This window comes from Streptomyces sp. NPDC044571, assembly GCF_040647115.1.
In the GTDB taxonomy this organism is placed as follows: Bacteria; Actinomycetota; Actinomycetes; order Streptomycetales; family Streptomycetaceae; genus Streptomyces.
This window is the reverse complement of the sequence record NZ_JBEZBN010000052.1, coordinates 1-21,200: the sequence shown is the minus strand read 5'-3', so window position 1 is coordinate 21,200 and position 21,200 is coordinate 1. Positions and strand designations below refer to the sequence as shown.

Sequence of the window (21,200 nt, the reverse complement as noted above, 5' to 3'; positions counted from 1 at the left end):
TAGCATCGCTTACATGTTGAACCTGGAGCGCCTGCGCACCCTCGACGCCCTCGCCCGCCACGGCTCCGTCAGCGGCGCGGCCGACGGGCTGCACGTGACCACCTCCGCGGTGTCCCAGCAGATGGCCAAGCTGGAGCGCGAGGTCGGCCAGCCCCTCCTGGCCAAGAACGGGCGGGGCGTCCGACTCACGGACGCCGGCCGGCTGCTGGCCGACCACGCGGCCAGGATCATCTCCCAGGTGGAACTCGCCCAGGCCGACGTTGAGGCCCAGCGGGGCTGCGCGGTCGGTGCGCTGCGCATTGGGGCCTTCCCCACCGCAATGCGGGGACTGCTGCCCCAGGCGCTGAACGCGCTGCGCGGTGAACACCCCGAGCTGCGCCCCCACGTGCGGGAGCAGGAGCCCGAGGAGAGCATGGCGGCGGTCGTACGCGGCGACCTCGACCTGGCGCTGGCCATCGACTGGCACAACAAGCGTATGCCGGTGCCCGTCGAGCTCACGCGCGCGCACCTGCTGGACGACTCCTGCGACATCGCCGTCCCGGACGGGCACCCGCTCGCCAACCGGGAGAAGATCTCCCTGGCCGAGTTCGCCGAGGACGAATGGATTTCCTGGAACGAGGGCCAGTTCTGCCACGAGTGGCTGGTCTTCACCCTGCGCGGCATCGGCATCGAGCCCCGCATCGCGCACATCGCGGAGGAGCACCACACCCAGCTCGCCTTCGTCGAGGCCGGGCTCGGGGTGTGCGTGACGCCGCGGCTCGGGCGCGGCCCGGTGCCGGCCGGGGTGCGGCTGCTGCCGGTGAGCGACGCCGTCCGCCGCCACGTGTACGCCGTATGGCGGGCGGACGCCGACCGTCGGCCCTCGATCCGGGCCGCCGTCACGGCCCTCAGGCAGGTCGCCGCGCAGCTCTGAAGCGGCCCGGATCTCCTACAGCTTGCGGAAGTCCCAGGAGACGACCGAGTCGGGTGTCAGCCGGATCCAGGCGTGCCGCCCGTCGTGGGTCATCTCCGCGATGCCGAAGTTCTTGGCCGGAAAGAGGCGCTCCACCTCCTCCAGTTCCGCGCACGGCTCGCCCGTGCGCGGCGCCTCGCCCACGAAGACGGCGCTGCCGGACAGCTCGACCCCGCGCAGTTCGCCGTACGCCTCACCCGCGTCCACGACCACCGAGATCCGCGGGTCCTTGCGCAGATCGGACCAGCGGCGGCTGCGGGTGATCGAGTACAGCCACAGCGAGCTGCCGTCCCAGGCGAACCACAGGGCGCCCACGTGCGGACCGCCGTTCGTGGAGACCGTGGCCACCCGGCAGGTGCGCTGCTCGCGCAGGAAGGCGTCCACTTCCTCGCCGGTCATCATGATGCGGCGGCCCCGCCGCTGTGTGCCGTCCATCCGTTCGCACCCCTTCACATCTGACTGTGTGTCAGGAATCATGCGGCCTCTTGGGCCGTCACACCAGGGGGAGTCATGCCGCACCTCGATCCCGCCACCACCGCGCTGCTCACCGTCGAATGCCAGAACGGTGTCGTCGGCGAGGAGAGCGCCCTGCCCGAACTCGCCAAGGAGGCCCGCGACTCGGGCATGCTCGGACGGGTGGCCGCCCTGGTCGACGCCGCGCACCGGGCCGGCGTGCAGGTGCTGCACGCGGTCGCCGAGCGGCGGCCCGACGGCCTCGGCGCGAACGCCAACGCGCGCCTGTTCCGGGCGGCCGGGAAGCTGCCGGTGCGGCAGCTGACGGGGAGCAGGGCGGTCGAGGTGGCGGCGCCCATCGTGGTGGGCGGCCGCGACCTGGTGGTCCGCCGGCTGCACGGGCTCTCACCGATCGCCGGCACCGATGTCGACGCCCTGCTGCGCAACCTCGGGATCCGCACGCTCGTCGTCACCGGGGTCTCCTCGAACATCGCGATCCCCAACGCCGTCTTCGACGCCGTGAACCTCGGCTACGACGTGGTGGTCCCCTCCGACGCCGTCACCGGTGTGCCCGCCGCCTACACCGCCGAGGTGATCCGCAACTCCCTCGCGCTGGTCGCGGCCATCACCACGACCGAAGCCCTCCTTACTCAGTGGGCTTCCGCGCGCTGACCCCCGTAACCTGGCCGGATGCTGTCCGAAGTGATCGCGACCCGTTACGTCACGCCTTTGCGTGAGGGCGGCTCGCTCCCGGGAATCGTCGAGGCCGACGACCTCGGTACCTACGTCATGAAGTTCACCGGAGCCGGCCAGGGGCGCAAGACGCTCGTGGCCGAGGTCATCTGCGGCCGCCTCGCCCAGCGGCTCGGCCTGCGGGTGCCGAGGCTGGTGCAGATGCAGCTCGACCCCGTGATCGGGCTCGGTGAGCCAGACCAGGAGGTCCAGGAGCTGCTGAAGGCCAGCGGCGGGCTCAACCTCGGGATGGACTACCTGCCCGGCTCGATCGGCTTCGACCCGCTCGCGTACCAGGTGGATCCGGCCGAGGCCGGGCGCGTGGTCTGGTTCGACGCCCTGATCAACAACGTCGACCGGTCCTGGCGCAACCCGAACATGCTGGTCTGGCACGGTGACCTCTGGCTCATCGACCACGGCGCCACCATGATCTGGCACCACAACTGGCCCACCGCCGAGGCCGCCGCCGCCAAGCCCTACAACGCCTCCGACCACGTGCTGGCCCCCTTCGGCCCGGACGTCGCGGCGGCCGCGCAGGAGCTCGCGCCCCTGGTCACCCGGGAACTGCTCACCGAAGTGGCCGCCGACGTACCCGACGAGTGGCTGGTGGACGAGCCGGGCTTCGACTCGACGGACGCCCTCCGCCAGGCGTACGTGGACGTGCTGCTGCCGCGCGCGGCGGCGATCCACGAGAGGATCTCGATGGAGGCCGCGGTGAAGGCCCGGTCCGGTCCGCCCGGCTGGCTGGCCGAACGCCTCGCCCCCCAGCCCCGGAAGAAGAAGAGCGACAGCGAGTGACCAAGCGGGATGTGTTCGAGTACGCGCTGGTGCGCGTGGTGCCCCGGGTGGAGCGCGGCGAGTGCTTCAACGCGGGAGTGATCGTCTACTGCCGGGCGCGTTCGTACGTGGCCGCGCGCACCCACCTCGACGAGGCGAAGCTCCTCGCACTGGACCCGGAGGCCGATGTGACCGGCGTACGGGCGGCGCTGCACGGGGTGGAGGGCGTGTGCACGGGCGGCGACCAGGCGGGCCAGGCGGCGGGTGACGACGCCGGGCGCCGCTTCCGCTGGCTGATCGCACCGCGCAGCACGGTGGTCCAGCCGGGTCCGGTGCACACCGGCCTGACGGCCGATCCGGAGGCCGAAGTGGAACGCCTGCTCGACCTGCTGGTGCGCTGATCCGTACGACCTGGGGGCCCTGGGGCCCGGTGCCGTTGACACCGGGTGCCAGGGCTCCTAGCGTCTCCTCAGCTGAAGCTACTAAGCGGTTGCTCACCTACCGGGCACCGCCGACCCAGGATTCCGAGGGCGAGGAGATCCACCATGTCCACCACCGAGCAGCGCGTCGCGATCGTGACCGGGGCGGCCCGGGGCATCGGCGCGGCCACCGCCGTACGCCTGGCCGCCGAGGGCCGCGCCGTGGCCGTACTCGACCTTGACGAGGCGGCCTGCAAGGACACCGTCGAGGCCATCACGGCGGCCGGCGGCACGGCCCTGGCCGTCGGCTGCGACGTATCCGACGCGGCGCAGGTGGAGGCGGCCGTCGAGCGGGTCGCGAACACCCTCGGCGCGCCGACCATCCTGGTCAACAACGCGGGCGTGCTGCGCGACAACCTGCTCTTCAAGATGAGCGAGAACGACTGGGACACCGTCATGAACGTGCACCTGCGCGGCGCGTTCCTGATGTCGAAGGCGTGTCAGAAGCACATGGTGGACGCGAAGTTCGGCCGCATCGTCAACCTCTCCAGCAGCTCGGCGCTGGGCAACCGCGGCCAGGTCAACTACTCCGCCGCCAAGGCCGGCCTCCAGGGCTTCACCAAGACCCTGGCCATCGAGCTGGGCAAGTTCGGCGTCACCGCCAACGCCGTCGCCCCGGGCTTCATCGTCACGGAGATGACGGCCCAGACGGCCGCCCGCGTCGGCATGGGCTTCGAGGAGTTCCAGGCCGCCGCGGCCACCCAGATCCCGGTGCAGCGCGTCGGCCGTCCGGACGACATCGCGAACGCGATCGCCTTCTTCACGGGCGAGGCCGCCGGCTTCGTCTCCGGCCAGGTCCTGTACGTGGCCGGCGGCCCGCTCAACTGACGAGAGGAAGGTTCCACGTCATGGCGTACGAGGGAACGGACAGCGGGAAGGTCGCGCTGATCACCGGCGCGAGCCGGGGCATCGGCTACGGCATCGCGGAGGCGCTGGTCGCCCGGGGCGACCGGGTGTGCATCACCGGGAGGAGCGAGGACGCCCTCAAGGAGGCCGTCGAGGCACTCGGCGCGGACCGGGTGATCGGTGTCGCGGGCAAGGCGCACGACGAGGGCCATCAGGCCGCTGCGGTAGAGCGCACGATGGAGGCCTTCGGGCGCGTCGACTTCCTGATCAACAACGCGGGCACCAATCCGGTCTTCGGGCCGATCGCGGACCTGGACCTGGGGGTGGCGCGCAAGGTCTTCGAGACCAATGTGATCTCGGCGCTCGGCTTCGCCCAGCGGACCTGGCACGCCTGGCAGAAGGACAACGGCGGGGCGATCGTGAACATCGCCTCCATCGCCGGCGTCTCCGCCTCGCCCTTCATCGGGGCGTACGGGATGAGCAAGGCAGCCATGATCAATCTGACGCTGCAGCTCGCCCACGAGATGGCGCCCGGGGTCCGGGTCAATGCGATCGCCCCCGCGGTGGTCAAGACCAAATTCGCCCAGGCGCTCTACGAGGGCCGGGAGCAGGAGGCCTCGGCGGCCTATCCGCTCGGCCGGCTGGGGGTCCCGGAGGACATCGGCGGAGCTGCGGCTTTTCTTACATCTGCACAAGCGGAATGGATCACCGGTCAAACCCTGGTCGTTGACGGAGGAATGTTCCTCAATGCCGGAGTCCACTGACCGATAATCGGACGCATTTGCCTCCAGAAGGGAGGCAAATGCGTACCTAATGTGCACGTAATCGGTCAAGTGCCTCATGAAACCTGCCCATTGGTTTTGTGATGCACTGCGGTAGGGTCTGCCGCACCCCTGGCTGATCGAGGAGCGTGCACGTGTTCAACCGGACCAGATGCCTGCAGATCACTGCGGCCCTTGCGTCCATATCCCTGCTCGCCGGATGCGGTCTGCTTTCGGACGACAGCAGTGACGCCGCGAAGAGAATCGTCGTCGGCACGACGAGCGCACCGTCCACCCTCGATCCCGCCGCGGCCTGGGACGGCTCCTGGGAGCTGTACCGGAACGTCTACCAGACCCTGCTGGCCTTCCCCACGGGCTCCACCAAGCCCCAGCCCGACGCCGCACAGAACTGCGAGTTCACCGACTCGGCCAACGAGTCCTACCGCTGCACCCTGCGCAAGGGCCTCAAGTTCTCCAACGGCGAGGTGCTCGACGCCAAGGCCGTCAAGCACTCCCTCGACCGGATCCGGACCATCGGCTCCAAGACCGGCCCCAAGGACCTCTTCGGCACCCTGGACAAGATCGAGACCCCGGACCCCCTGACGGTCGTCTTCCACCTGAAGACCCCCGACGCGACCTTCCCCTTCGTCCTCGGCTCGCCCGCCGCCTCCCTGGTCGCGCCCAAGGACTACCCCGCGGACAAGGTGCGCGAGGACGGCAAGGTCACCGGCTCCGGCCCCTTCGTGCTCGACTCGTACGACGAGGGCAAGGAGGCGGTGCTCAACAAGAACGGCAGCTACAACGGCTTCGCGAACCGCCGTAACGACGGCGTGACCATCCGCTACTTCGCGGACGCCGGCAAGATGGTCGCCGCGCTGAAGGACAAGGAGATCGACGCCACCTACCGCGGTCTGTCGGCTCCCCAGATCAAGGACCTCCAGACCCCCGCCTCGCACGCGCAGGGCGTCCAGGTCGTCGAGAACACCGGCGCCGAGATCCGCTACCTCGTCTTCAACCCCAAGGACCCGGCGGTCAACAAGCTTCCGGTCCGCCAGGCCATCGCGCAGATCCTCGACCGCGGCGCACTCGTCTCCAAGGTCTACCAGGGCACCGCCGAGCCGCTGTACTCGATGGTCCCCAAGGGCGTGGTCGGCCACAAGACGCCCTTCTACGACACCTACGGCCAGCCGGACGTCGAGAAGGCCAGGAAGATCCTCAAGAGCGCCGGCATCACCCAGCAGGTGGAGCTGACCTTCTGGTACACCACGGACCGGTACGGCGCCTCCACCGCGGACGAGTTCACCGAGATCAAGCGCCAGCTGGACGAGACCAACCTCTTCAAGGTCACCCTGCGCGGCCAGCCCTGGAAGGCGTTCCAGGAGGGCTACAAGAACGGCGAGTACCCCGTCTTCGGCCGAGGCTGGTTCCCCGACTTCCCGGACCCCGACAACTTCATCGCGCCCTTCGTGGGCAAGGAGAACGCGGTCGGCACCCCGTACGAGAACGCCGATATCCTGGGCGACCTGCTGCCCAAGTCCCGCCGCGAGGGCGACCGTGCCGCGGGCGTGCGCGAGTTCGAGCGGGCGCAGCAGATCTTCGCCGACGACGTCCGGCTGCTGCCGCTGTGGCAGGGCAAGCTGTACGTCGCCGCGCGGGAGGACATCGCGGGCGGCGAGCGGGCCCTGGACCCGCAGACCGTCTTCCAGATGTGGGAGCTGTACCGCAAAACCAGCTGGTGACCGCCCGCGCGGAGCCGGGCGGATGGGGCGCTGTCAGTGGCCCCCGGTAGGTTCTGAGCACTGCACCACGCAGTTGCGCACACTTGTACCGGAGGTTGTCGACGTGACCCAGATGCTGCCCGAGTCCTGGCTCCCCGTCCTCGGCGGGGAGCTGGACCAGCCCTACTTCAAAGAGCTCACCGAGTTCGTCGAGAAGGAGCGGGCGAACGGGCCGGTCTATCCGCCCCGCGAGCAGGTCTTCGCGGCTCTGGAGGCCACTCCCTTCGACCAGGTGAAGGTCCTGGTCCTCGGCCAGGACCCCTACCACGGCGCCGGCCAGGGGCACGGGCTGTGCTTCTCCGTGCGGCCCGGGATCAAGACCCCGCCCTCCCTGCGCAACATCTACAAGGAGATGCACGCCGAGCTGGGCACGCCGATCCCGGACAACGGTTATCTGATGCCGTGGGCCGAGCAGGGCGTCCTGTTGCTCAACGCGGTCCTCACCGTCCGCGAGGGCGAGCCCAACTCGCACAAGGGCAAGGGCTGGGAGCGGTTCACCGACGCGGTGATCCGCGCGGTCGCCGAGCGCCCCGACCCGGCCGTCTTCGTCCTGTGGGGCGCCTACGCCCAGAAGAAGCTGCCGCTGATCGACGAGGAGCGGCACGCGGTCGTCAAGGGCGCCCACCCGTCCCCGCTCTCGGCGAAGAAGTTCTTCGGCTCCCGCCCCTTCACGCAGATCAACGAGGCGGTCGCCGCGCAGGGCCATGCGCCGATCGACTGGCGGATCCCGGACCTCGGCTGACGCCCCACCGCGCCTCGGCGCCATTGCCGGTGGCTCCGGCTAGCGTTTGATGATCAGACCGGAGCAGGTCTGGCAGAGCAAGCCGGAGGCCGCCGTGACCGAGCAGCAGGAGGCGTCGGAGGACGCCGTCATGACGAGGATCGGCCAGGCGGTCATCCTGCTGCACGCCGGTGACCGCGAGGAGGCCCGCAACCGCCTCGGCGAGCTCTGGAACGAGATCGGCGAGGACGGCGACATGCTCCACCGGTGCACGCTCGCGCACTACCTGGCCGACGCCCAGGACGATCCCGCCGACGAACTGGCCTGGGACCTGCGGGCCCTGGCCGCCGCCGACACACTGCGGCCCGGCCGGCGGGACGGGCGGCCCGCCCAGCAGGAGCCGCATCCGGCGGTGCGCGTCTTCTACCCGTCCCTGCACCTCAACCTGGCCGCCGACTACGCCAAACTACGGCGCGGCGAGGCGGCGCGCGCCCACCTGGCGCGGGCCAGGGCCGCCGCCGGGGCGCTGTCCGACGACGGCTACGGCAACGGCGTGCGCGCCGCCATCGCCCGGCTGGAGCGGCACCTGGCCGCAGAGCCGGCCGAGCCGCCCCGACGCTTCCCGGAGCAGTATCCGTAAGGGGGCCGCACCGGGCGCGTACGCCCACAGGGGCCTCAGCCGCCCGTGGACGCCGGGGGTGCCTCAGCCGCCGTGGACGCCCGCGCAGATCCGGGCCTCCGGGCTGTCCGGCTGCCAGCGGCCGTGGCGGCGGCCCAGGGCGCACACGTCGGCCGGGCGGACCGGCAGCTCCCGCATCAGTTCGCGCGGCACCTCGGCTCCCGCCTCCTTCGGGTCGTGACGCCCGCCTCTGCCCGCCGGTGCGCGTCCGGCGGGCTTGCGGGGCTCCGGGATGTCCGGCACCGGAGGCACGGCCTCCGAGCCACCGCCTTCCGCCGCCGTACCGGCCGCCCCCGCCGTGCCCTGCGCAGCGGCCGGCCGGCCGGCCGGGGCCGCGGAGGACACCGGCCGGCCGCTCTGCTCCGGTACCGCCTTGAGGGCCTCCAGCGCGGGCGCCCGGACCTCCACCGCGGTGGCCCCCGGACCGCCGCGCGGCTCGTGGCGCGGCGCGGCCCCCGCAGCGCCGGGGCCGCCCGCCGGCTGCATCGGGGCGGGGGTCACAGTCACACAGCCGGAGACGGCCGAAACGGCGCAGGCGACTCCGAGCAGCAGCTTCGTCGTGGTTCGGGTTGGGTGCACCCGCGCAACTCTGCTGTGCGAGGACCCCCTTGTGAAAACCGGGAGCCGATATTGACCCCGCACGGGTGACGCGGATCCGCCGGACACCGGCCCGCGCCCGCCCGCGCGCCCCGGGACATCAGTCGCCGGTGGCGCCGTCGATCTGCTCGCGCAGCAGGTCCGCGTGCCCGTTGTGGCGCGCGTACTCCTCGATCATGTGCGTGTAGACCCAGCGGAGGCTGAACGCCTCGCCCCGGTGGTGGCTCTCGGGCCGTGACATCAGGTCCAGCGAACGGCCTGCGGCAGCCTGGCGCGCCAGCTCGACCTCGGTCTGCCACACCTGCTCCGCCTGGGCCCAGGTGGCCTTGTCGGTGAAGTGGAAGTCCCCGTCCGGGTCTTCCTGCGTGCAGTACAGCTCGGGCAGCTCCTCGCCCAGCATCACCTCGCGGAACCAGTAGCGTTCGACTTCCGCCATGTGCCGTACGAGGCCCAGCAGACTCAGTTCCGAGGGAGCGAGCGGGCTGCGGCGCAGCTGCTCGTCGGTGAGCCCCTCGCACTTCCAGGCGAGGGTGGCCCGGTGGTAGTCGAGCCAGCCGTCGAGCATGTCCCGCTCGTTCGCGGAGGTGGACGGTTCCGTGCGGTGTGATCCCGAAGTGGTCATGGTCGACATCCTCGGCGAACCGGGCGCCCGCCACCAGGGATTAAGCTGCGGGCGTCCTGCAAGCAGCACACCTGGAGGCCCTCGGTGAAGGTCGGCGTCATCGGACTCGGCGACATCGCCCAGAAGGCGTACCTGCCCGTCCTCACCACCCGCCCCGGCGTCGAGCTGCACCTGCAGACCCGCACCCCCGCCACGCTGGAGCGGATCGGCGAGGTTCACCACATCCCGGCCGACCGCCGGCACGCCACGCTCGACGGGCTCCTCGCCCAGGGCCTGGACGCGGCGTTCGTGCACGCCCCGACCACCGTGCACCCCGAGATCGTCACGCGGCTGTTGGAGGAGGGTGTGCCGACGTACGTGGACAAGCCCCTCGCCTACGAACTCGTCGACTCCCGACGGCTGGTGGAACTGGCCGAGGCGCGCGCGGTCTCACTCGCCGTGGGCTTCAACCGCCGCCACGCGCCCGGCTACTCGCAGTGCGCCGACCACCCGCGCGAGCTGATCGTCATGCAGAAGAACCGGGTCGGCCTGCCCGAGGATCCGCGGACCTTCGTCCTCGACGACTTCATCCACGTCGTCGACACCCTGCGCTTCCTGCTGCCCGGCGAAGCCGACCACGTCGACGTCCGGGCCCAGCTGCGCGAGGGCCTCATGTACCAGGTGGTGCTCCAGCTCTCGGGCCCCGGTTTCACCGCGCTCGGCATCATGAACCGCCTGTCCGGCTCCACCGAGGAGATCCTGGAGGTCTCCGGTCAGGACACCAAGCGGCAGGTCGTCAACCTCGCCGAGGTCATCGACCACCGCGGCCAGCCGACCGTGCGCCGCCGCGGGGACTGGGTCTCCGTCGCCCGCCAGCGCGGAATCGAACAGGTCGTGGACGCCTTCCTGGAGGCCGTCGAGGCCGGGCGGACCCTCAGCGCCCGCGACGCGCTGCTCACCCACGAGCTGTGCGAGCGGGTGGTGCTGTCGGCTCTGGGGCAGGCTTCCTGAGCCCGAGCGAGCGGGAGCCCTCGGCCGTGCAGTACGCCGCCAGCAGGGCGAGCGCCGCGCCCACCGGCCAGTCCCCGAAGCGCACGTAGAAGGTCGTTCCCCGGGCGAGCGGGACCTCGTACACCTGCGCCCGGCTCTCCGAGGTGGCGAGCGCCGGGCCGATCCGCTCGCCCGAGGGACCGTGCACCTCGCTGATGCCGGTCAGGGTCGCGTGCACCACCGGGCGGCCGTCCTCCGCGGCACGCAGGGCGGCCAGCGAGGCGTGCTGTGCGGGGGCCCAGCTGTTCTGGAAGGTGGAGGTCGCCGACTGGGCGAGGAGCAGGGAGGCGCCCTCACGGGTGAGGTGGCGGCTCATGTCCGGAAAGGCCGACTCGAAGCAGACCAGCGGCCCCAGGCGGATGCCTGCGCGTCCGGGCAGGTCCATGAGGACCGGGCTAGCACCGCCGCGGCGGTCCTCGCCGGCGGCCCGGCCGACCGAGGTGGCCCAGCCGAGCAGCGGCCGGGCCGGTATGTACTCCCCGAAGGGGACCAGCCGCATCTTGTCGTACCGGTCGCCGGTCGGGCCGCCGGGGCCGACGAGCACCGAGCTCTTGTAGATGCCGCCGCTGCCACCCGCCGCCGCTCCTGCCGGCGCGGCCGCCTCCGCCTCCGGGCCCGTGCTCGTGCCCGCGCCCGCGCCGCCCGGGCGCCGGGCGTCCACGTTCACCATCAGCGGAGCCCCGACCTCCGCGGAGAGTGCCGCCAGCCGCCGGGCCAGGTCCGGCTGCGCCACAAGGTCGGCGCCCACGCTGCTCTCGCCCCACACCACCAGGTCCACCGGCTGTCCGGTCAGCTCCCGCGTCAGCCGCTCGCCGACGGCGAACCGCCGGTCCGCGCTGTCCGGCCCGTCCGCCACCAGTCCGGGCTGCACGACGGCCACACGGAGCGTCCCGGACACCTCCGGCCGGGGCACCCACAGCCACACCACCCCCGTCAGCACCGCGCACCCCGTCATCCCCGCGACGGCGGGCACCCGGGCCCCGGGCACGGCGACCAGCAGGACCAGCGCACAGTTGACCGCCACCACCACCAGGCTCACCAGCCACACCCCGCCCACCGAGGCCAGACGCAGCGCGGGCGTCACCTGCCACTGGCTGGCCCCCAGGAGCCCCCACGGCCCGCCCAACCCCTGCCAGGAGCGCGCCTGCTCCGCCAGCAGCCAGCCCGCCGGGACGAGGACCAGCGCGGCGCCCGCCCGGCTCCCCGCGGGCGTTCCGCCGAGGAACTCCCGCACCAGCAGCGCCCAGGGGATCCACAGCAGGCCCAGCAGCGCCGCCAGCGGCACCAGGAACACGTGCAGGCTGGGCAGCAGCCAGTGGTGGACGGCGAGGATGAGCCCGCAGCCGCCGAGCCAGCCCTCCAGAGCGGCCCGCCGCCCGGTGGGGGCCGACCTCAGCAGCAGCATCCAGGGCACGAGCGCGGCGTAGGCGAACCACCAGAGGGCGGGGGCGGGGAAGGCCAGGCAGGGCAGAGTTCCCGCGGCGACCGCCGCCGCGGCACGCCACCACGGGGTCCGCTTCGCGAGCAGCATGACGCGCCTCCGCTTCCAGTGTGGGACAGGGCCGGACCACCGGCTCGCTCAGGCGGACACGTGCCGCCACTTCTCGTGCACCGTGACCCGGCTCAGCCGCCAGCCGTCCCGGGCGGTGCGGGCGAGCGCGAAGGTGTAACGCCCGGCCGCGACGAAATTGGGTGCGGTGACCGACCCGTCGAACTCGGGACCCGCGAGGCGCATGGGATTCAGGAAGTCCGCCCGGACCTCCGCGGATTCGGCGGGCCAGCCGGACCCGGCCGCCAGCCGGACCAGCCGGTTGACGATGAGGTGTTGGCGCACGGGGAACAGCGCCATGGTCTGCGCGAGCCAGTCCGCGACCTCGGCCGCCGGACCCTCGATGCCGCCCGCCGAGCGGTAGTCGGCGCGCCCGGACGCGGTGAAGAGCGCGCGGTAGGCCGCCCAGTCGCCGTCGTCCACGGCCACCGCGTACCCCGAGACCACCTCGTCGATCGCCATCCGGTCCATGACCGTCGCGAGATCCACACGCTGCGTCATCGGGACAGTGTGGGGGCGCCGGGCCGCGAGGCCAAGGGGCGTGCGCGGCCGGATCCACCGGAGGGCGTCAGTGACCGGAATGCGCCTCCCGCTGTCTGACCACCACCAGGAACGCGTCGGTGGCCAGATCCATCACCACCTCGGCCGGCACGCCGTCGCGCATCTGCTGGGCGGCGTACTCCTCGGCCGGCCAGCTTCCCCTCGGACTCCCGGCCGGGAACCGCTCCAACACCACTCGGCTCATGGGACACCCCCTGCTGCTCGCCTTCAGGTCTCTTCAGGTCTCCTACAGGTCTCTTCAGGCACAACGACGCGGAGGCCGCCCGGGAACGTTCCCGAACGGCCTCCGATTCACGCGAAGCGGTGACGGCGGCGCGGCTACCCGGCCGACTCGGCGGCGTGGGGGCTGAGCACACCCATGCCGACCAGGACGAACAGCAGGATGCCGAGCAGGATCCGGTAGACCACGAAGGGCATGAAGCTCTTGCTGGAAATGAACTTCATGAACCAGGCGATCACCACGTAGCCGACCACGAAGGCGATGACCGTGGCGAAGATCGTCGGGCCCCAGGAGACGTGGCCCTCGCCCAGGTCCTTCAACTCCATGCCGCCCGAGGCCAGTACGGCCGGAATGGCGAGCAGGAAGGAGTAACGGGCCGCCGCCTCGCGGGTGAAGCCCATCAGCAGACCGCCGGAGATCGTCGCACCGGACCGGGAGACGCCCGGGACCAGCGCCATCGCCTGGCACAGACCGAAGATCAGACCGTCCTTGACGCCCAGCTCCCTGAGCGTCTTGCGCTCGCGGATGGCGCGGTGCCGGCCGCCCTCCTCGTCGCGCGCGGCCAGACGGTCGGCGATGCCGAGCACGACGCCCATCACGACGAGCATGGTGGCGGTCAGCCGCAGATCCCGGAACGGGCCCTCGATCTGGTCCTTGAGCGTGATGCCCAGCACACCGATCGGGATCGAGCCGACGATGACCAGCCAGCCCATCTTCGCGTCCTGGTCGGAACGCAGCGCCTTGGTGTAGAGGGAGCGGAACCAGGTGGAGATGATCCGCGCAATGTCCTTGCGGAAGTAGATCAGCACGGCCGCCTCGGTGCCGATCTGGGTGATCGCGGTGAAGGCCGCGCCCGGGTCCTCCCAGCCGGCGAATGCCGCAGTCAGCCGGAGGTGGGCGCTGGAGGAGATCGGGAGGAACTCCGTAAGCCCCTGGACGAGACCGAGGATTAGGGATTCGAACCAGCTCATGTCGGGGTGCGCTCGTCCTTGTGATCGTCGGGCAGTTCGCTCCGATGCTAGGGCCCGTGGGAAGCGGCGCTGACCACAGGGGGGTGCTGAGGGGTCGCCCGGCGCATGTCAGGCGCCGGTTCGAGCGCGTGTACGGGCTCCGGCGCAGGCGCCAGCCGGTGCCGTTTGCGCCATCCGACCACCGCGGCCGCCACCGCCGAGACGGCGATGAACCCGAACGACACCAGGAACGCGGGGGAGCCGGGGGAGGCGGCGCTGGAACCCGCGACGACGTACGCGGCCGTGTTCGGGACGATGCCGATCGCGGTGGCGAGCAGGAAGGGCACCCAGCGGCAGCGCGACACCGCGGCGCCGTAGTTGGCCACCGCGAAAGGCAGGCCGGGGAAAATCCGCACCGCCAGCATCGAGCGGAACCCGTGCCGGGCCAGCTGGTTGTCCGCGGCCTTGAGCCAGCGGCCCCGCATCAGGGGCCGCAGCGCGTCCCGGCCCATCAGCCGGCCCAGGCCGAAGGAGATACCGGCGCCGAGGACCGAGCCCGCCACCGCCGCGGCCAGCCCGAGCGGGGCACCGAACAGGGCCCCCGCCGCGAGGTTCAGCAGCGGGCGGGGCACCAGCGCGGCCGTGCAGAGCCCGTACGCGGCGGCGAAGAGCAAGGCCGCCGTGCCCACGGGAAGGCCCGGGGGCCAGCCCTCCGAGAGGATGCGCTGCGGCTCGTACAGCAGCACGCAGACGCCGGCCGCCGCGAGCAGCACGGCCAGCAGCGACAGCCGGGTCCACGGCGCGAGGAGGAGGGACATTCCGGGAGACTAACCGACGCAGGCGCACGCGTGCCGTGACGCCCGCCTCGCCCGGCCCCACGGCCTGCGGGCGGGCCGCGGGGTCGCCGCCGGCCGCGGGCGGCGGTCCAGGTGCCGTGGCGCTGCCGAGGCGGACCCGGGCGCGGCCGGCGCCCTGAGCGCAGCGCAGCGGGACGCCCCCTCCGCCGGCCGCGGCACCTCCCGCGGTGGCCGGGGGAGTCAAGAGGCCCGGCCCGGACGGAAATTCGGTCGACGACCAGCGGCCCGTCCGGCAGGATCGTCGGCATGTCCCGGTACGCCTTCCCCGCAGCGCCGTCCGCAGTCGCGGACGCGCCGAAGGCTGCCGTCCTGCCCTTCGAGGCATACGCCTCCGCCGCATTCGACGGCGCACGAAGCTGACCCTTCCCGGACAGTCCGGCGGACCCCGCAGGGGGAGGGTCGGCTCGTTCCAGGGGTCCCGATCTGCTTCGAGCCACGGGAAAAGACATCATGGCCAAGACGGCCTTCGTGCGGACCAAGCCGCACCTCAACATCGGCACCATGGGTCACGTCGACCACGGCAAGACCACTCTCACCGCCGCCATCACCAAGGTCCTCGCCGAGCGCGGCGGCGCCTCCTTCGTGCCGTTCGACCGCATCGACCGGGCCCCCGAGGAGGCCCGGCGCGGCATCACCATCAACCTCACGCACGTCGAGTACGAGACCGACACCCGGCACTACGCCCACGTGGACATGCCGGGCCACGCCGACTACATCAAGAACATGGTCACGGGCGCCGCCCAGCTCGACGGGGCCATCCTCGTCGTCTCCGCGCTCGACGGGGTCATGCCGCAGACCGCCGAGCACGTGCTCCTCGCCCGGCAGGTCGGCGTCGACCACATCGTGGTGGCCCTGAACAAGGCCGACGCGGGGGATCCGGAACTGACCGACCTGGTCGAGCTGGAGGTACGCGAGCTGCTCACCGCCCACGGCTACGGCGGTGACGCCGCGCCGGTCGTACGGGTCTCCGGGCTCGGGGCGCTGGAGGGCGACCCGCGGTGGACCGCGGCGATCGAGGCGCTGCTCGACGCGGTGGACACGTACGTCCCGATGCCGGTGCGGTACACGGACGCGCCGTTCCTGCTGCCGGTGGAGAACGTGCTCACCATCACCGGACGCGGGACCGTCGTGACCGGCGCGGTCGAGCGCGGCAGCGTCCGGCTGGGCGACCGGGTCTGCCTGCTCGGCGGCGACGAGGCCGCGGAGACCGTGGTGACCGGCCTGGAGACCTTCGGCAAGCCGATGGAGTCCGCCGAGGCCGGGGACAACGTGGCACTGCTGCTGCGCGGGGTGCCGCGCGACGGGGTCCGCCGCGGCCACGTCGTCGCCGCGCCCGGCAGCGTCGTGCCCAGGCGGCGCTTCACGGCGCAGGTCTACGTGCTGGCCGCGCGGGAGGGCGGGCGCAGCACACCGGTCGTGTCGGGCTACCGGCCGCAGTTCTACATCCGTACCGCCGACGTGGTGGGCGACGTGGACCTGGGCGGGGCCGGGGTGGCCCGGCCGGGGGAGACGGTCACCATGACCGTGGAGCTCGGCCGGGACGTCCCGCTGGAGGCGGGGCTCGGCTTCGCGATCCGCGAGGGCGGCCGGACCGTCGGCGCGGGAACGGTGACGACCGTGCTCGACTGAGCCCCCGCCGGGTCGCCGGACGCACCCCGCCGTGGTGTCGGCAGTCCGCTTGAGCGAGACTGCCCTCACCACGGGCGAGAAGAGGGGCCGGCATGGGCGGCGACACGGCACTGGTGCTCGGCGGCGGGGGCCTGACCGGCATCGGATGGGAGACCGGGATCCTCTACGGCCTCGCGCAGGCGGGCGTGGACCTCGGCACCGCCGACCTCGTCGTCGGCACCTCGGCGGGCTCGGTCGTCGGCGCCCAGCTCACCTCCGGGCTGCTCACCCCGCGCGAGCTGTACGAGCGCCAGCTCGGCGATCCGGCCGGGGAAACCGCTGCCCGGCTCGGAGCGGGGCTCGTCGCCCGGTACGCCGCGGCGATGATCCGCTCGCGGGACGCGGAGAGCTACCGCAGGCGGGTCGGCGCGCTCGCGCTGGCCGCCGAGACCGCCGCGGAGGCCGAGCGGCGCGAGGTGCTGGCGGCCCGACTCGTCTCGCACACCTGGCCGGAGCGGAAGCTCGTCGTCACCGCCGTCGACGCCCTGAGCGGTGAACTGGCCGCCTTCGACCGGGAGAGCGGGGCCGGGCTGGTCGACGCGGTGTCGGCGAGCTGCGCGGTGCCGGGGGTGTGGCCGCCCGTGACCGTCGGGCAGCGGCGGTTCATCGACGGCGGGATCCGCTCCGCCACCAACGCCGACCTCGCCTCCGGCTACGCCCGGGTGGTCATCCTCGCCCCCATGTCGCTCGGCTCCGGGCTCGTTCCCTCGCCGGCCGTGCAGGCGGCCCGACTGCGCAAGGCGGGGGCGCGGGTGCTGCTCATCACCCCGTCCCCCCAGGCCCGCAAGGTGTTCGGCCGCAACGTGCTGGACCCGGCGCGGCGGGATCCGGCGGCGCGAGCGGGGCTCGTGCAGGCGGCGGAGCACGTGGCCGAGGCGGCCGCCGTCTGGTCCTCCTGACGGCGGCGGTCCTCCTGACGCGGCGGTCGCCCCGACCATGGCGGTTGCCCCGACCATGGCGGTTGCCCTGGCGGCGGCGGTCCGGCCGTCCCGCCTGCCGGACAATGGTCCGGTGAGCGACGAACAGATCCCTGTGGTCCGCGACGTGGGCCAGGGCACCGCCAAGCTGATGCCGGACGTGGACCGGGAGCGGGCCTGGCTGCTCACCGTGGACGGGGCCCCGCAGTCGTACGTGGACCTCGACGATCCGGAGCACCTGGAGTTCGAGTACGCACGCAGGCTCGCGCACGTCCTGGACTGCGCGGCGGAACCGGGCATCCCGCTGGACCTGCTGCACCTCGGCGGGGGCGCCCTGACGCTGCCGCGCTACGCGGCGGCGACCCGTCCGGGGTCCCGGCAGACCGTGGTGGAGTTCGACGCCGGACTGGTGGAGCTGGTCGCGGAGCACCTTCCGCTGCCCGCCGGGGCCGACGTCACCGTGCACACCGCCGATGCGCGGGCCTGGCTGGCGGGCGCGGAGCCGGCGAGCGCCGACCTGGTGGTGGCCGACGTGTTCGGCGGCTCGCGGGTACCGGCCCCGCTGACGTCGGTGGAGTACGCACGGGAGGCGGCGCGCGTGCTGCGGCCGGGCGGGGTGTACGCCGCCAACCTGGCGGACGGCGCCCCCTTCGGCTTCCTGCGGGCGCAGCTCGCCAACTTCGGCACGGTGTTCGCGGAGCTGGCACTGATCGCGGAGCCGGGGGTGCTGCGCGGGCGGCGGTTCGGGAACGCGGTGCTGCTGGCCTCGGACGAGCCCTTGCCGGCGGCGGTCCTGGCGCGGCGGTGCGCGGCGGACGCGTTCCCCGCCAGGGTGGAGGACGGGCCCGCACTGGCCCGGTTCATGCGGGGTGCGGTGCCCGTCTCCGACGCGCAGGCCGTGGCTTCGCCGGAGCCTCCGGAGGGCGCGTTCAGCCTGGGTTGAGCTGGAGTTGGGCCCCGCCCTCGCGCCCGCCGCCGTTGCCGGCGGCACCAGGCCTCACCCGTCGGCGGGACCGGAGGCGACGGCCGGACCTGCGGGGGCAGCGGCGAGGGGAGCGGCCGCGGCGGGGAGGGAGACGGCCTTCGGGGGTGGTGTCCTGCGGGTGAGGCGGCGGACGTCCGGCACGGCCAGGACCGCCGCCGTGACCAGGACGACCAGCGTCGCGCAGCCCCACAGGGCGGAGGTGCGCCCGAAGGCCGACTCCACCGGACCCGCCACGGCGGTGGCCAGCGGCAGCATCGACACCGAGCCGAACCAGTCGTACGCGGAGACCCGGGAGAACTTCTCCTCCGGGATCTCCTGGTGCATGGTCGTCATCCAGTTCACCCCGAACACCTCGATGGCCGCGCCGCTCACGAGCATCACCGCGCACAGGCCCCACACCGGCAGCGGCACCGCCAGGCCCGCCGACGGCAGCGCCAAGGGGAACACGCACAGGGTGCCGACCAGCAGCAGGCGGCGTGGTTTCCAGATCATCATCAGGACCGCTCCGGCGATCGTGCCGATGCCGAAGAAGGCCAGCGCCAGGCCCCAGGGGGCGGGCCCGCCCAGTTGGTCGCGGGCCACGAGCGGACCGTAGACGGATTCGGCGGCGCCGACGACGGCGACGACCACCGAAAACTGGAGCACGATGCTCCACAGCCAGGGACGGGTCCGGAACTCGACCCAGCCCTCCCGCAGGTCGGCCAGCAGGCCGCCGCCGGGAGCCCGGTCGCCGGCGTGGCCGACGTCGAGGAAGGCGCGCAGCACGCCCGCCAGGGCGAACGCCGCCGCGTCCACCGCCAGGACCCAGCCGGGGCCGATCGCGGCGATCATGGCTCCGCCGAGGGCGGCCCCGCCGATGCCCGCGCCGTTCATCGCCATCCGGAACAGGGCGAAGGCGCGGTTGGAGTGCTCCCCGGAGACGCTGGAGAGCAGCATGCCCTCGGCCGCCGGGTTGAAGAAGGCCGTACCGGTGCCGCAGAGCGCGGTGAGCAGCATCATCTGCCACAGCTGCGGGTCCCCGGCGAGGACGAGCACCGCGAAAGCCGCCTGGGAGAGGCAGTTGAGGGCGTTCGCCGCGACCATCACGCGGTGGCGCGGCAGCCGGTCGGCGAGGGCGCCGCCGATCAGCAGGAAGGCGACGAGCGGCAGCGTACGGGCCGCCGCCACCAGGCCGACGTCCCCGCCGGAGCCGCCGGACTCCAGGACGGCGAAGGCCGCCGCGATGAGCGCTCCGTGACTGCCGAGGTTCGTGACGACCGCGGCGCTCGTCAGCAGGGTGTAGTTGCGGCCGGCCCAGGCGGGCCGGCCACGGCGTGCGGACGTACGCGGCGGGGCGGTGGGGGAGGGGCTCACCCCCGGGACTATTCACGCCCCGGCCCGAGAATCCAAACGGATATCCGGACCGGGGCGTGGACGGCGAGGGGGGCCGGTCAGCCGGTGCTGAGGCGTACCGTGCTCATGATCTTCTCGTAGGTCTCCTGCGTGACCTCGCCCTGGACGCCGGCGGCGCCGTAGAGGACCCAGGTCGCGAAGTCACCCTTGGCGTTCTTGAAGCTGAACGCGACGGCCTTCCCGTCCGAGTCGCACTTGCTCGCCTTCGGCAGACCCGACACGGTCGCCGTCGCCATGCTGCCCTTCAGGCCGGACGAGGTGGTGAAGTCCTTGGGCGGCGTGGACTTGACCGCCTCCCGCGGGTTGGGTGCCCTCTGCGCGTACGCCGCGAACGCCCAGGAGTCGGCCGCGTTGGTCGCCGCCTCCGCGGTGTCCTTGGCGCCCTGGGCGCCCTTGGTGCCGGTCCCGGCCAGCGAGGTCGTCTCCTCGCGGCCGTCCTTGTTGGAGTCGACCTTGCACCAGTCCTCCTTGAGGTAGGCCGGTGCGGACATCATGACGACGGTCGACCCGTCGTGCTTCTTCTCGTCCTCGAAGCCCGTCATGACGCCGGCGCTCGCGACGTTCCACTCCGGCGGGACGTCGAAGGCCGTGCCGTGGTTCGGGTTGACGACGACCTTCCAGCCCGGGATCAGCGGCTTGGCGTCGCCGCCCGCACGCGGGTTGGTGCCCGGAGACGCGGGCGCGGCGGAGGAGGAGGCCGGCGCCGAGGAGGCGGCGGCGGGCTTGTCCTCGGCCCGGTCGTCCTTCTTGTCGTCCCGGGTCAGGACGAACGCGCCGGTCGCGGCCGCCACGACGACGACGGCGGCCGCCGCGACGATGGCCACGGTCTTGGTGGCGTACGGGCTCCCGCCACCGCCCTGCGGCGCCGCGGCCTGCAGGGGCGCGGTGGGGGGCTGCTGCCCCCACGGCTGCACCGGCGGAGGGGTCTGGTAGCCCGCCTGCGGGTACCCGTAGCCCGGCTGCTGCTGGTACGGGTTCGGCTGCCCCGGCTGTCCCGGCTGCTGCTGGTACGGGTTCTGTTGCGCGTCCTGAGGGTTCGGCTGTCCCCCGGGCGGCTGCTGCTGTCCTGGCCACATGGCCGGTAACGATAGTGGGAGCGGGCCCGGATGGTCACGGCCGCCCCCGGCGTCGGGTCTGGCCAAGCGTATCTACCCGCGGGTAACATCGCCCCTCATGAGCGCAGATCAGATGAACGTGGGCGAACTGCTCGCCGCGACCGTGCCGATGGCCCGGACCCTGAACCTCCAGTTCCTTGAGACCACCCCCGAGCGCGCGGTCGTCCGGTTGCCGGACCAGCCGGACTTCCACAACCACGTGGGCGGCCCGCACGCCGGCGCCATGTTCACCCTCGCCGAGTCCGCGAGCGGCGCCATCGTCCTCGCCGCCTTCGGCGACCAGCTCTCGCGTGCCGTGCCGCTGGCGGTGAAGGCCGAGATCGGCTACAAGAAGCTCGCCAAGGGCGTCGTCACGGCCACCGCCACCCTCGGCCGCCCGGCCGCCGAGGTCGTCGCCGAACTCGACGCGGGCGGCCGCCCCGAGTTCCCCGTCACCATCGCGATCCAGCGCGAGGACGAGGCCGTGACGGGCGAGATGACCGTGGTCTGGACGCTGCGCCCCAACGCGTAGCCGAGCCGCACCGGCGGCACTTGTGGGGGCCGCGCCCGCCGGGCGCGGC

24 protein-coding genes are annotated in these 21,200 nt (G+C 72.6%); 14 read left to right on the top strand and 10 right to left on the bottom strand.

The genetic code is table 11. The features are described from left to right. The first annotated feature begins 13 nt into the window (after window positions 1-13). Window positions 14-913: a LysR substrate-binding domain-containing protein gene (locus AB0B01_RS24435; protein WP_361722883.1), complete on the top strand. Its 900-nt coding sequence runs from the start codon at window positions 14-16 to the stop codon at window positions 911-913. Between the two features lie 15 nt (window positions 914-928). Here the strand turns inward: AB0B01_RS24435 and AB0B01_RS24430 are convergent, their stop codons facing one another. Next, window positions 929-1,387 carry a pyridoxamine 5'-phosphate oxidase family protein gene (locus tag AB0B01_RS24430; RefSeq protein ID WP_361722880.1) on the bottom strand — a complete coding sequence of 153 codons (459 nt, stop codon included), beginning with the start codon at window positions 1,385-1,387 and terminating at the stop codon, window positions 929-931. A 75-nt stretch (window positions 1,388-1,462) separates the two neighbouring features. Between AB0B01_RS24430 and AB0B01_RS24425 the strand changes: the two genes are divergently transcribed. The 8 genes from AB0B01_RS24425 (at window position 1,463) to AB0B01_RS24390 (ending at window position 8,139) form a co-directional block, all read left to right on the top strand. Beyond that, a complete protein-coding gene (locus AB0B01_RS24425; protein WP_361722877.1) occupies window positions 1,463-2,077 on the top strand; it encodes a cysteine hydrolase in 615 nt (204 codons plus the stop codon). 18 nt (window positions 2,078-2,095) lie between these two features. Further along, window positions 2,096-2,935, top strand: coding sequence for a HipA family kinase (locus AB0B01_RS24420; RefSeq protein WP_361722875.1), 840 nt, complete (start codon window positions 2,096-2,098; stop codon window positions 2,933-2,935). Next, window positions 2,932-3,315, top strand: a complete 384-nt coding sequence (locus AB0B01_RS24415) for a DUF3037 domain-containing protein (RefSeq protein ID WP_361722873.1) — start codon at window positions 2,932-2,934, stop codon at window positions 3,313-3,315. Before AB0B01_RS24420 ends, AB0B01_RS24415 begins: the two co-directional genes overlap by 4 nt. Window positions 3,316-3,459: 144 nt before the next feature. Further along, window positions 3,460-4,221, top strand: coding sequence for a 3-oxoacyl-ACP reductase FabG (gene fabG / locus AB0B01_RS24410; RefSeq protein WP_361722871.1), 762 nt, complete (start codon window positions 3,460-3,462; stop codon window positions 4,219-4,221). A gap of 20 nt (window positions 4,222-4,241) precedes the next feature. Further along, window positions 4,242-5,003 carry an SDR family oxidoreductase gene (locus tag AB0B01_RS24405; RefSeq protein ID WP_361722868.1) on the top strand — a complete coding sequence of 254 codons (762 nt, stop codon included), beginning with the start codon at window positions 4,242-4,244 and terminating at the stop codon, window positions 5,001-5,003. Between the two features lie 152 nt (window positions 5,004-5,155). Next, on the top strand, window positions 5,156-6,739 hold the full coding sequence (locus AB0B01_RS24400) for an ABC transporter substrate-binding protein (protein ID WP_361722865.1): 1,584 nt from the start codon (window positions 5,156-5,158) through the stop codon (window positions 6,737-6,739). 112 nt (window positions 6,740-6,851) lie between these two features. Then, the gene (locus AB0B01_RS24395; RefSeq protein WP_361722946.1) at window positions 6,852-7,520 is read left to right on the top strand and encodes a uracil-DNA glycosylase; all 669 of its coding nucleotides are present in this window, start codon (window positions 6,852-6,854) and stop codon (window positions 7,518-7,520) included. A gap of 49 nt (window positions 7,521-7,569) precedes the next feature. Next, on the top strand, window positions 7,570-8,139 hold the full coding sequence (locus AB0B01_RS24390) for a hypothetical protein (RefSeq protein WP_361722862.1): 570 nt from the start codon (window positions 7,570-7,572) through the stop codon (window positions 8,137-8,139). A gap of 63 nt (window positions 8,140-8,202) precedes the next feature. On the opposite strand, the gene AB0B01_RS24385 is transcribed toward AB0B01_RS24390, so the two are convergent. Beyond that, window positions 8,203-8,757 (bottom strand): hypothetical protein, encoded by a 555-nt coding sequence (locus AB0B01_RS24385; protein ID WP_361722859.1) that lies wholly within the window; start codon window positions 8,755-8,757, stop codon window positions 8,203-8,205. A gap of 118 nt (window positions 8,758-8,875) precedes the next feature. Beyond that, the gene (locus AB0B01_RS24380) at window positions 8,876-9,397 is read right to left on the bottom strand and encodes a DinB family protein (RefSeq protein ID WP_361722856.1); all 522 of its coding nucleotides are present in this window, start codon (window positions 9,395-9,397) and stop codon (window positions 8,876-8,878) included. A gap of 84 nt (window positions 9,398-9,481) precedes the next feature. Between AB0B01_RS24380 and AB0B01_RS24375 the strand changes: the two genes are divergently transcribed. Next, on the top strand, window positions 9,482-10,387 hold the full coding sequence (locus AB0B01_RS24375; protein WP_361722853.1) for a Gfo/Idh/MocA family oxidoreductase: 906 nt from the start codon (window positions 9,482-9,484) through the stop codon (window positions 10,385-10,387). Here the strand turns inward: AB0B01_RS24375 and lnt are convergent. The 5 genes from lnt to AB0B01_RS24350 form a co-directional block, all read right to left on the bottom strand. Next, window positions 10,332-11,957: an apolipoprotein N-acyltransferase gene (gene lnt / locus AB0B01_RS24370; protein ID WP_361722850.1), complete on the bottom strand. Its 1,626-nt coding sequence runs from the start codon at window positions 11,955-11,957 to the stop codon at window positions 10,332-10,334. The two genes, AB0B01_RS24375 and lnt, sit on opposite strands and share 56 nt — an antisense overlap. A gap of 48 nt (window positions 11,958-12,005) precedes the next feature. Further along, entirely contained in the window at window positions 12,006-12,476 is a 471-nt protein-coding gene (locus AB0B01_RS24365; protein WP_361722847.1) for a nuclear transport factor 2 family protein, read from the bottom strand. A gap of 67 nt (window positions 12,477-12,543) precedes the next feature. Next, entirely contained in the window at window positions 12,544-12,720 is a 177-nt protein-coding gene (locus tag AB0B01_RS24360) for a hypothetical protein (RefSeq protein ID WP_361722844.1), read from the bottom strand. A 134-nt stretch (window positions 12,721-12,854) separates the two neighbouring features. Further along, window positions 12,855-13,727 carry an undecaprenyl-diphosphate phosphatase gene (locus tag AB0B01_RS24355; RefSeq protein ID WP_361722841.1) on the bottom strand — a complete coding sequence of 291 codons (873 nt, stop codon included), beginning with the start codon at window positions 13,725-13,727 and terminating at the stop codon, window positions 12,855-12,857. 47 nt (window positions 13,728-13,774) lie between these two features. Then, window positions 13,775-14,524 carry a TVP38/TMEM64 family protein gene (locus AB0B01_RS24350; protein WP_361722838.1) on the bottom strand — a complete coding sequence of 250 codons (750 nt, stop codon included), beginning with the start codon at window positions 14,522-14,524 and terminating at the stop codon, window positions 13,775-13,777. Between the two features lie 489 nt (window positions 14,525-15,013). Between AB0B01_RS24350 and tuf the strand changes: the two genes are divergently transcribed. The 3 genes from tuf (at window position 15,014) to AB0B01_RS24335 (ending at window position 18,091) form a co-directional block, all read left to right on the top strand. Further along, window positions 15,014-16,192 (top strand): elongation factor Tu, encoded by a 1,179-nt coding sequence (gene tuf, locus AB0B01_RS24345; protein WP_361722835.1) that lies wholly within the window; start codon window positions 15,014-15,016, stop codon window positions 16,190-16,192. 92 nt (window positions 16,193-16,284) lie between these two features. Next, window positions 16,285-17,130 carry a patatin-like phospholipase family protein gene (locus tag AB0B01_RS24340; protein WP_361722832.1) on the top strand — a complete coding sequence of 282 codons (846 nt, stop codon included), beginning with the start codon at window positions 16,285-16,287 and terminating at the stop codon, window positions 17,128-17,130. Window positions 17,131-17,299: 169 nt separating this feature from the next. Beyond that, window positions 17,300-18,091, top strand: a complete 792-nt coding sequence (locus AB0B01_RS24335) for a fused MFS/spermidine synthase (protein ID WP_361722943.1) — start codon at window positions 17,300-17,302, stop codon at window positions 18,089-18,091. A gap of 54 nt (window positions 18,092-18,145) precedes the next feature. Here AB0B01_RS24335 and AB0B01_RS24330 read toward each other — a convergent pair whose 3' ends face one another. Both AB0B01_RS24330 and AB0B01_RS24325 read right to left on the bottom strand, forming a co-directional pair. Continuing rightward, window positions 18,146-19,486, bottom strand: a complete 1,341-nt coding sequence (locus AB0B01_RS24330; protein WP_361722829.1) for an MFS transporter — start codon at window positions 19,484-19,486, stop codon at window positions 18,146-18,148. 77 nt (window positions 19,487-19,563) lie between these two features. Beyond that, a complete protein-coding gene (locus tag AB0B01_RS24325; RefSeq protein ID WP_361722826.1) occupies window positions 19,564-20,601 on the bottom strand; it encodes a hypothetical protein in 1,038 nt (345 codons plus the stop codon). A gap of 97 nt (window positions 20,602-20,698) precedes the next feature. On the opposite strand from AB0B01_RS24325, the gene AB0B01_RS24320 reads away from it, so the two are divergent. Then, on the top strand, window positions 20,699-21,151 hold the full coding sequence (locus tag AB0B01_RS24320; protein ID WP_078904414.1) for a DUF4442 domain-containing protein: 453 nt from the start codon (window positions 20,699-20,701) through the stop codon (window positions 21,149-21,151). The last annotated feature ends 49 nt before the right edge of the window (window positions 21,152-21,200 follow it).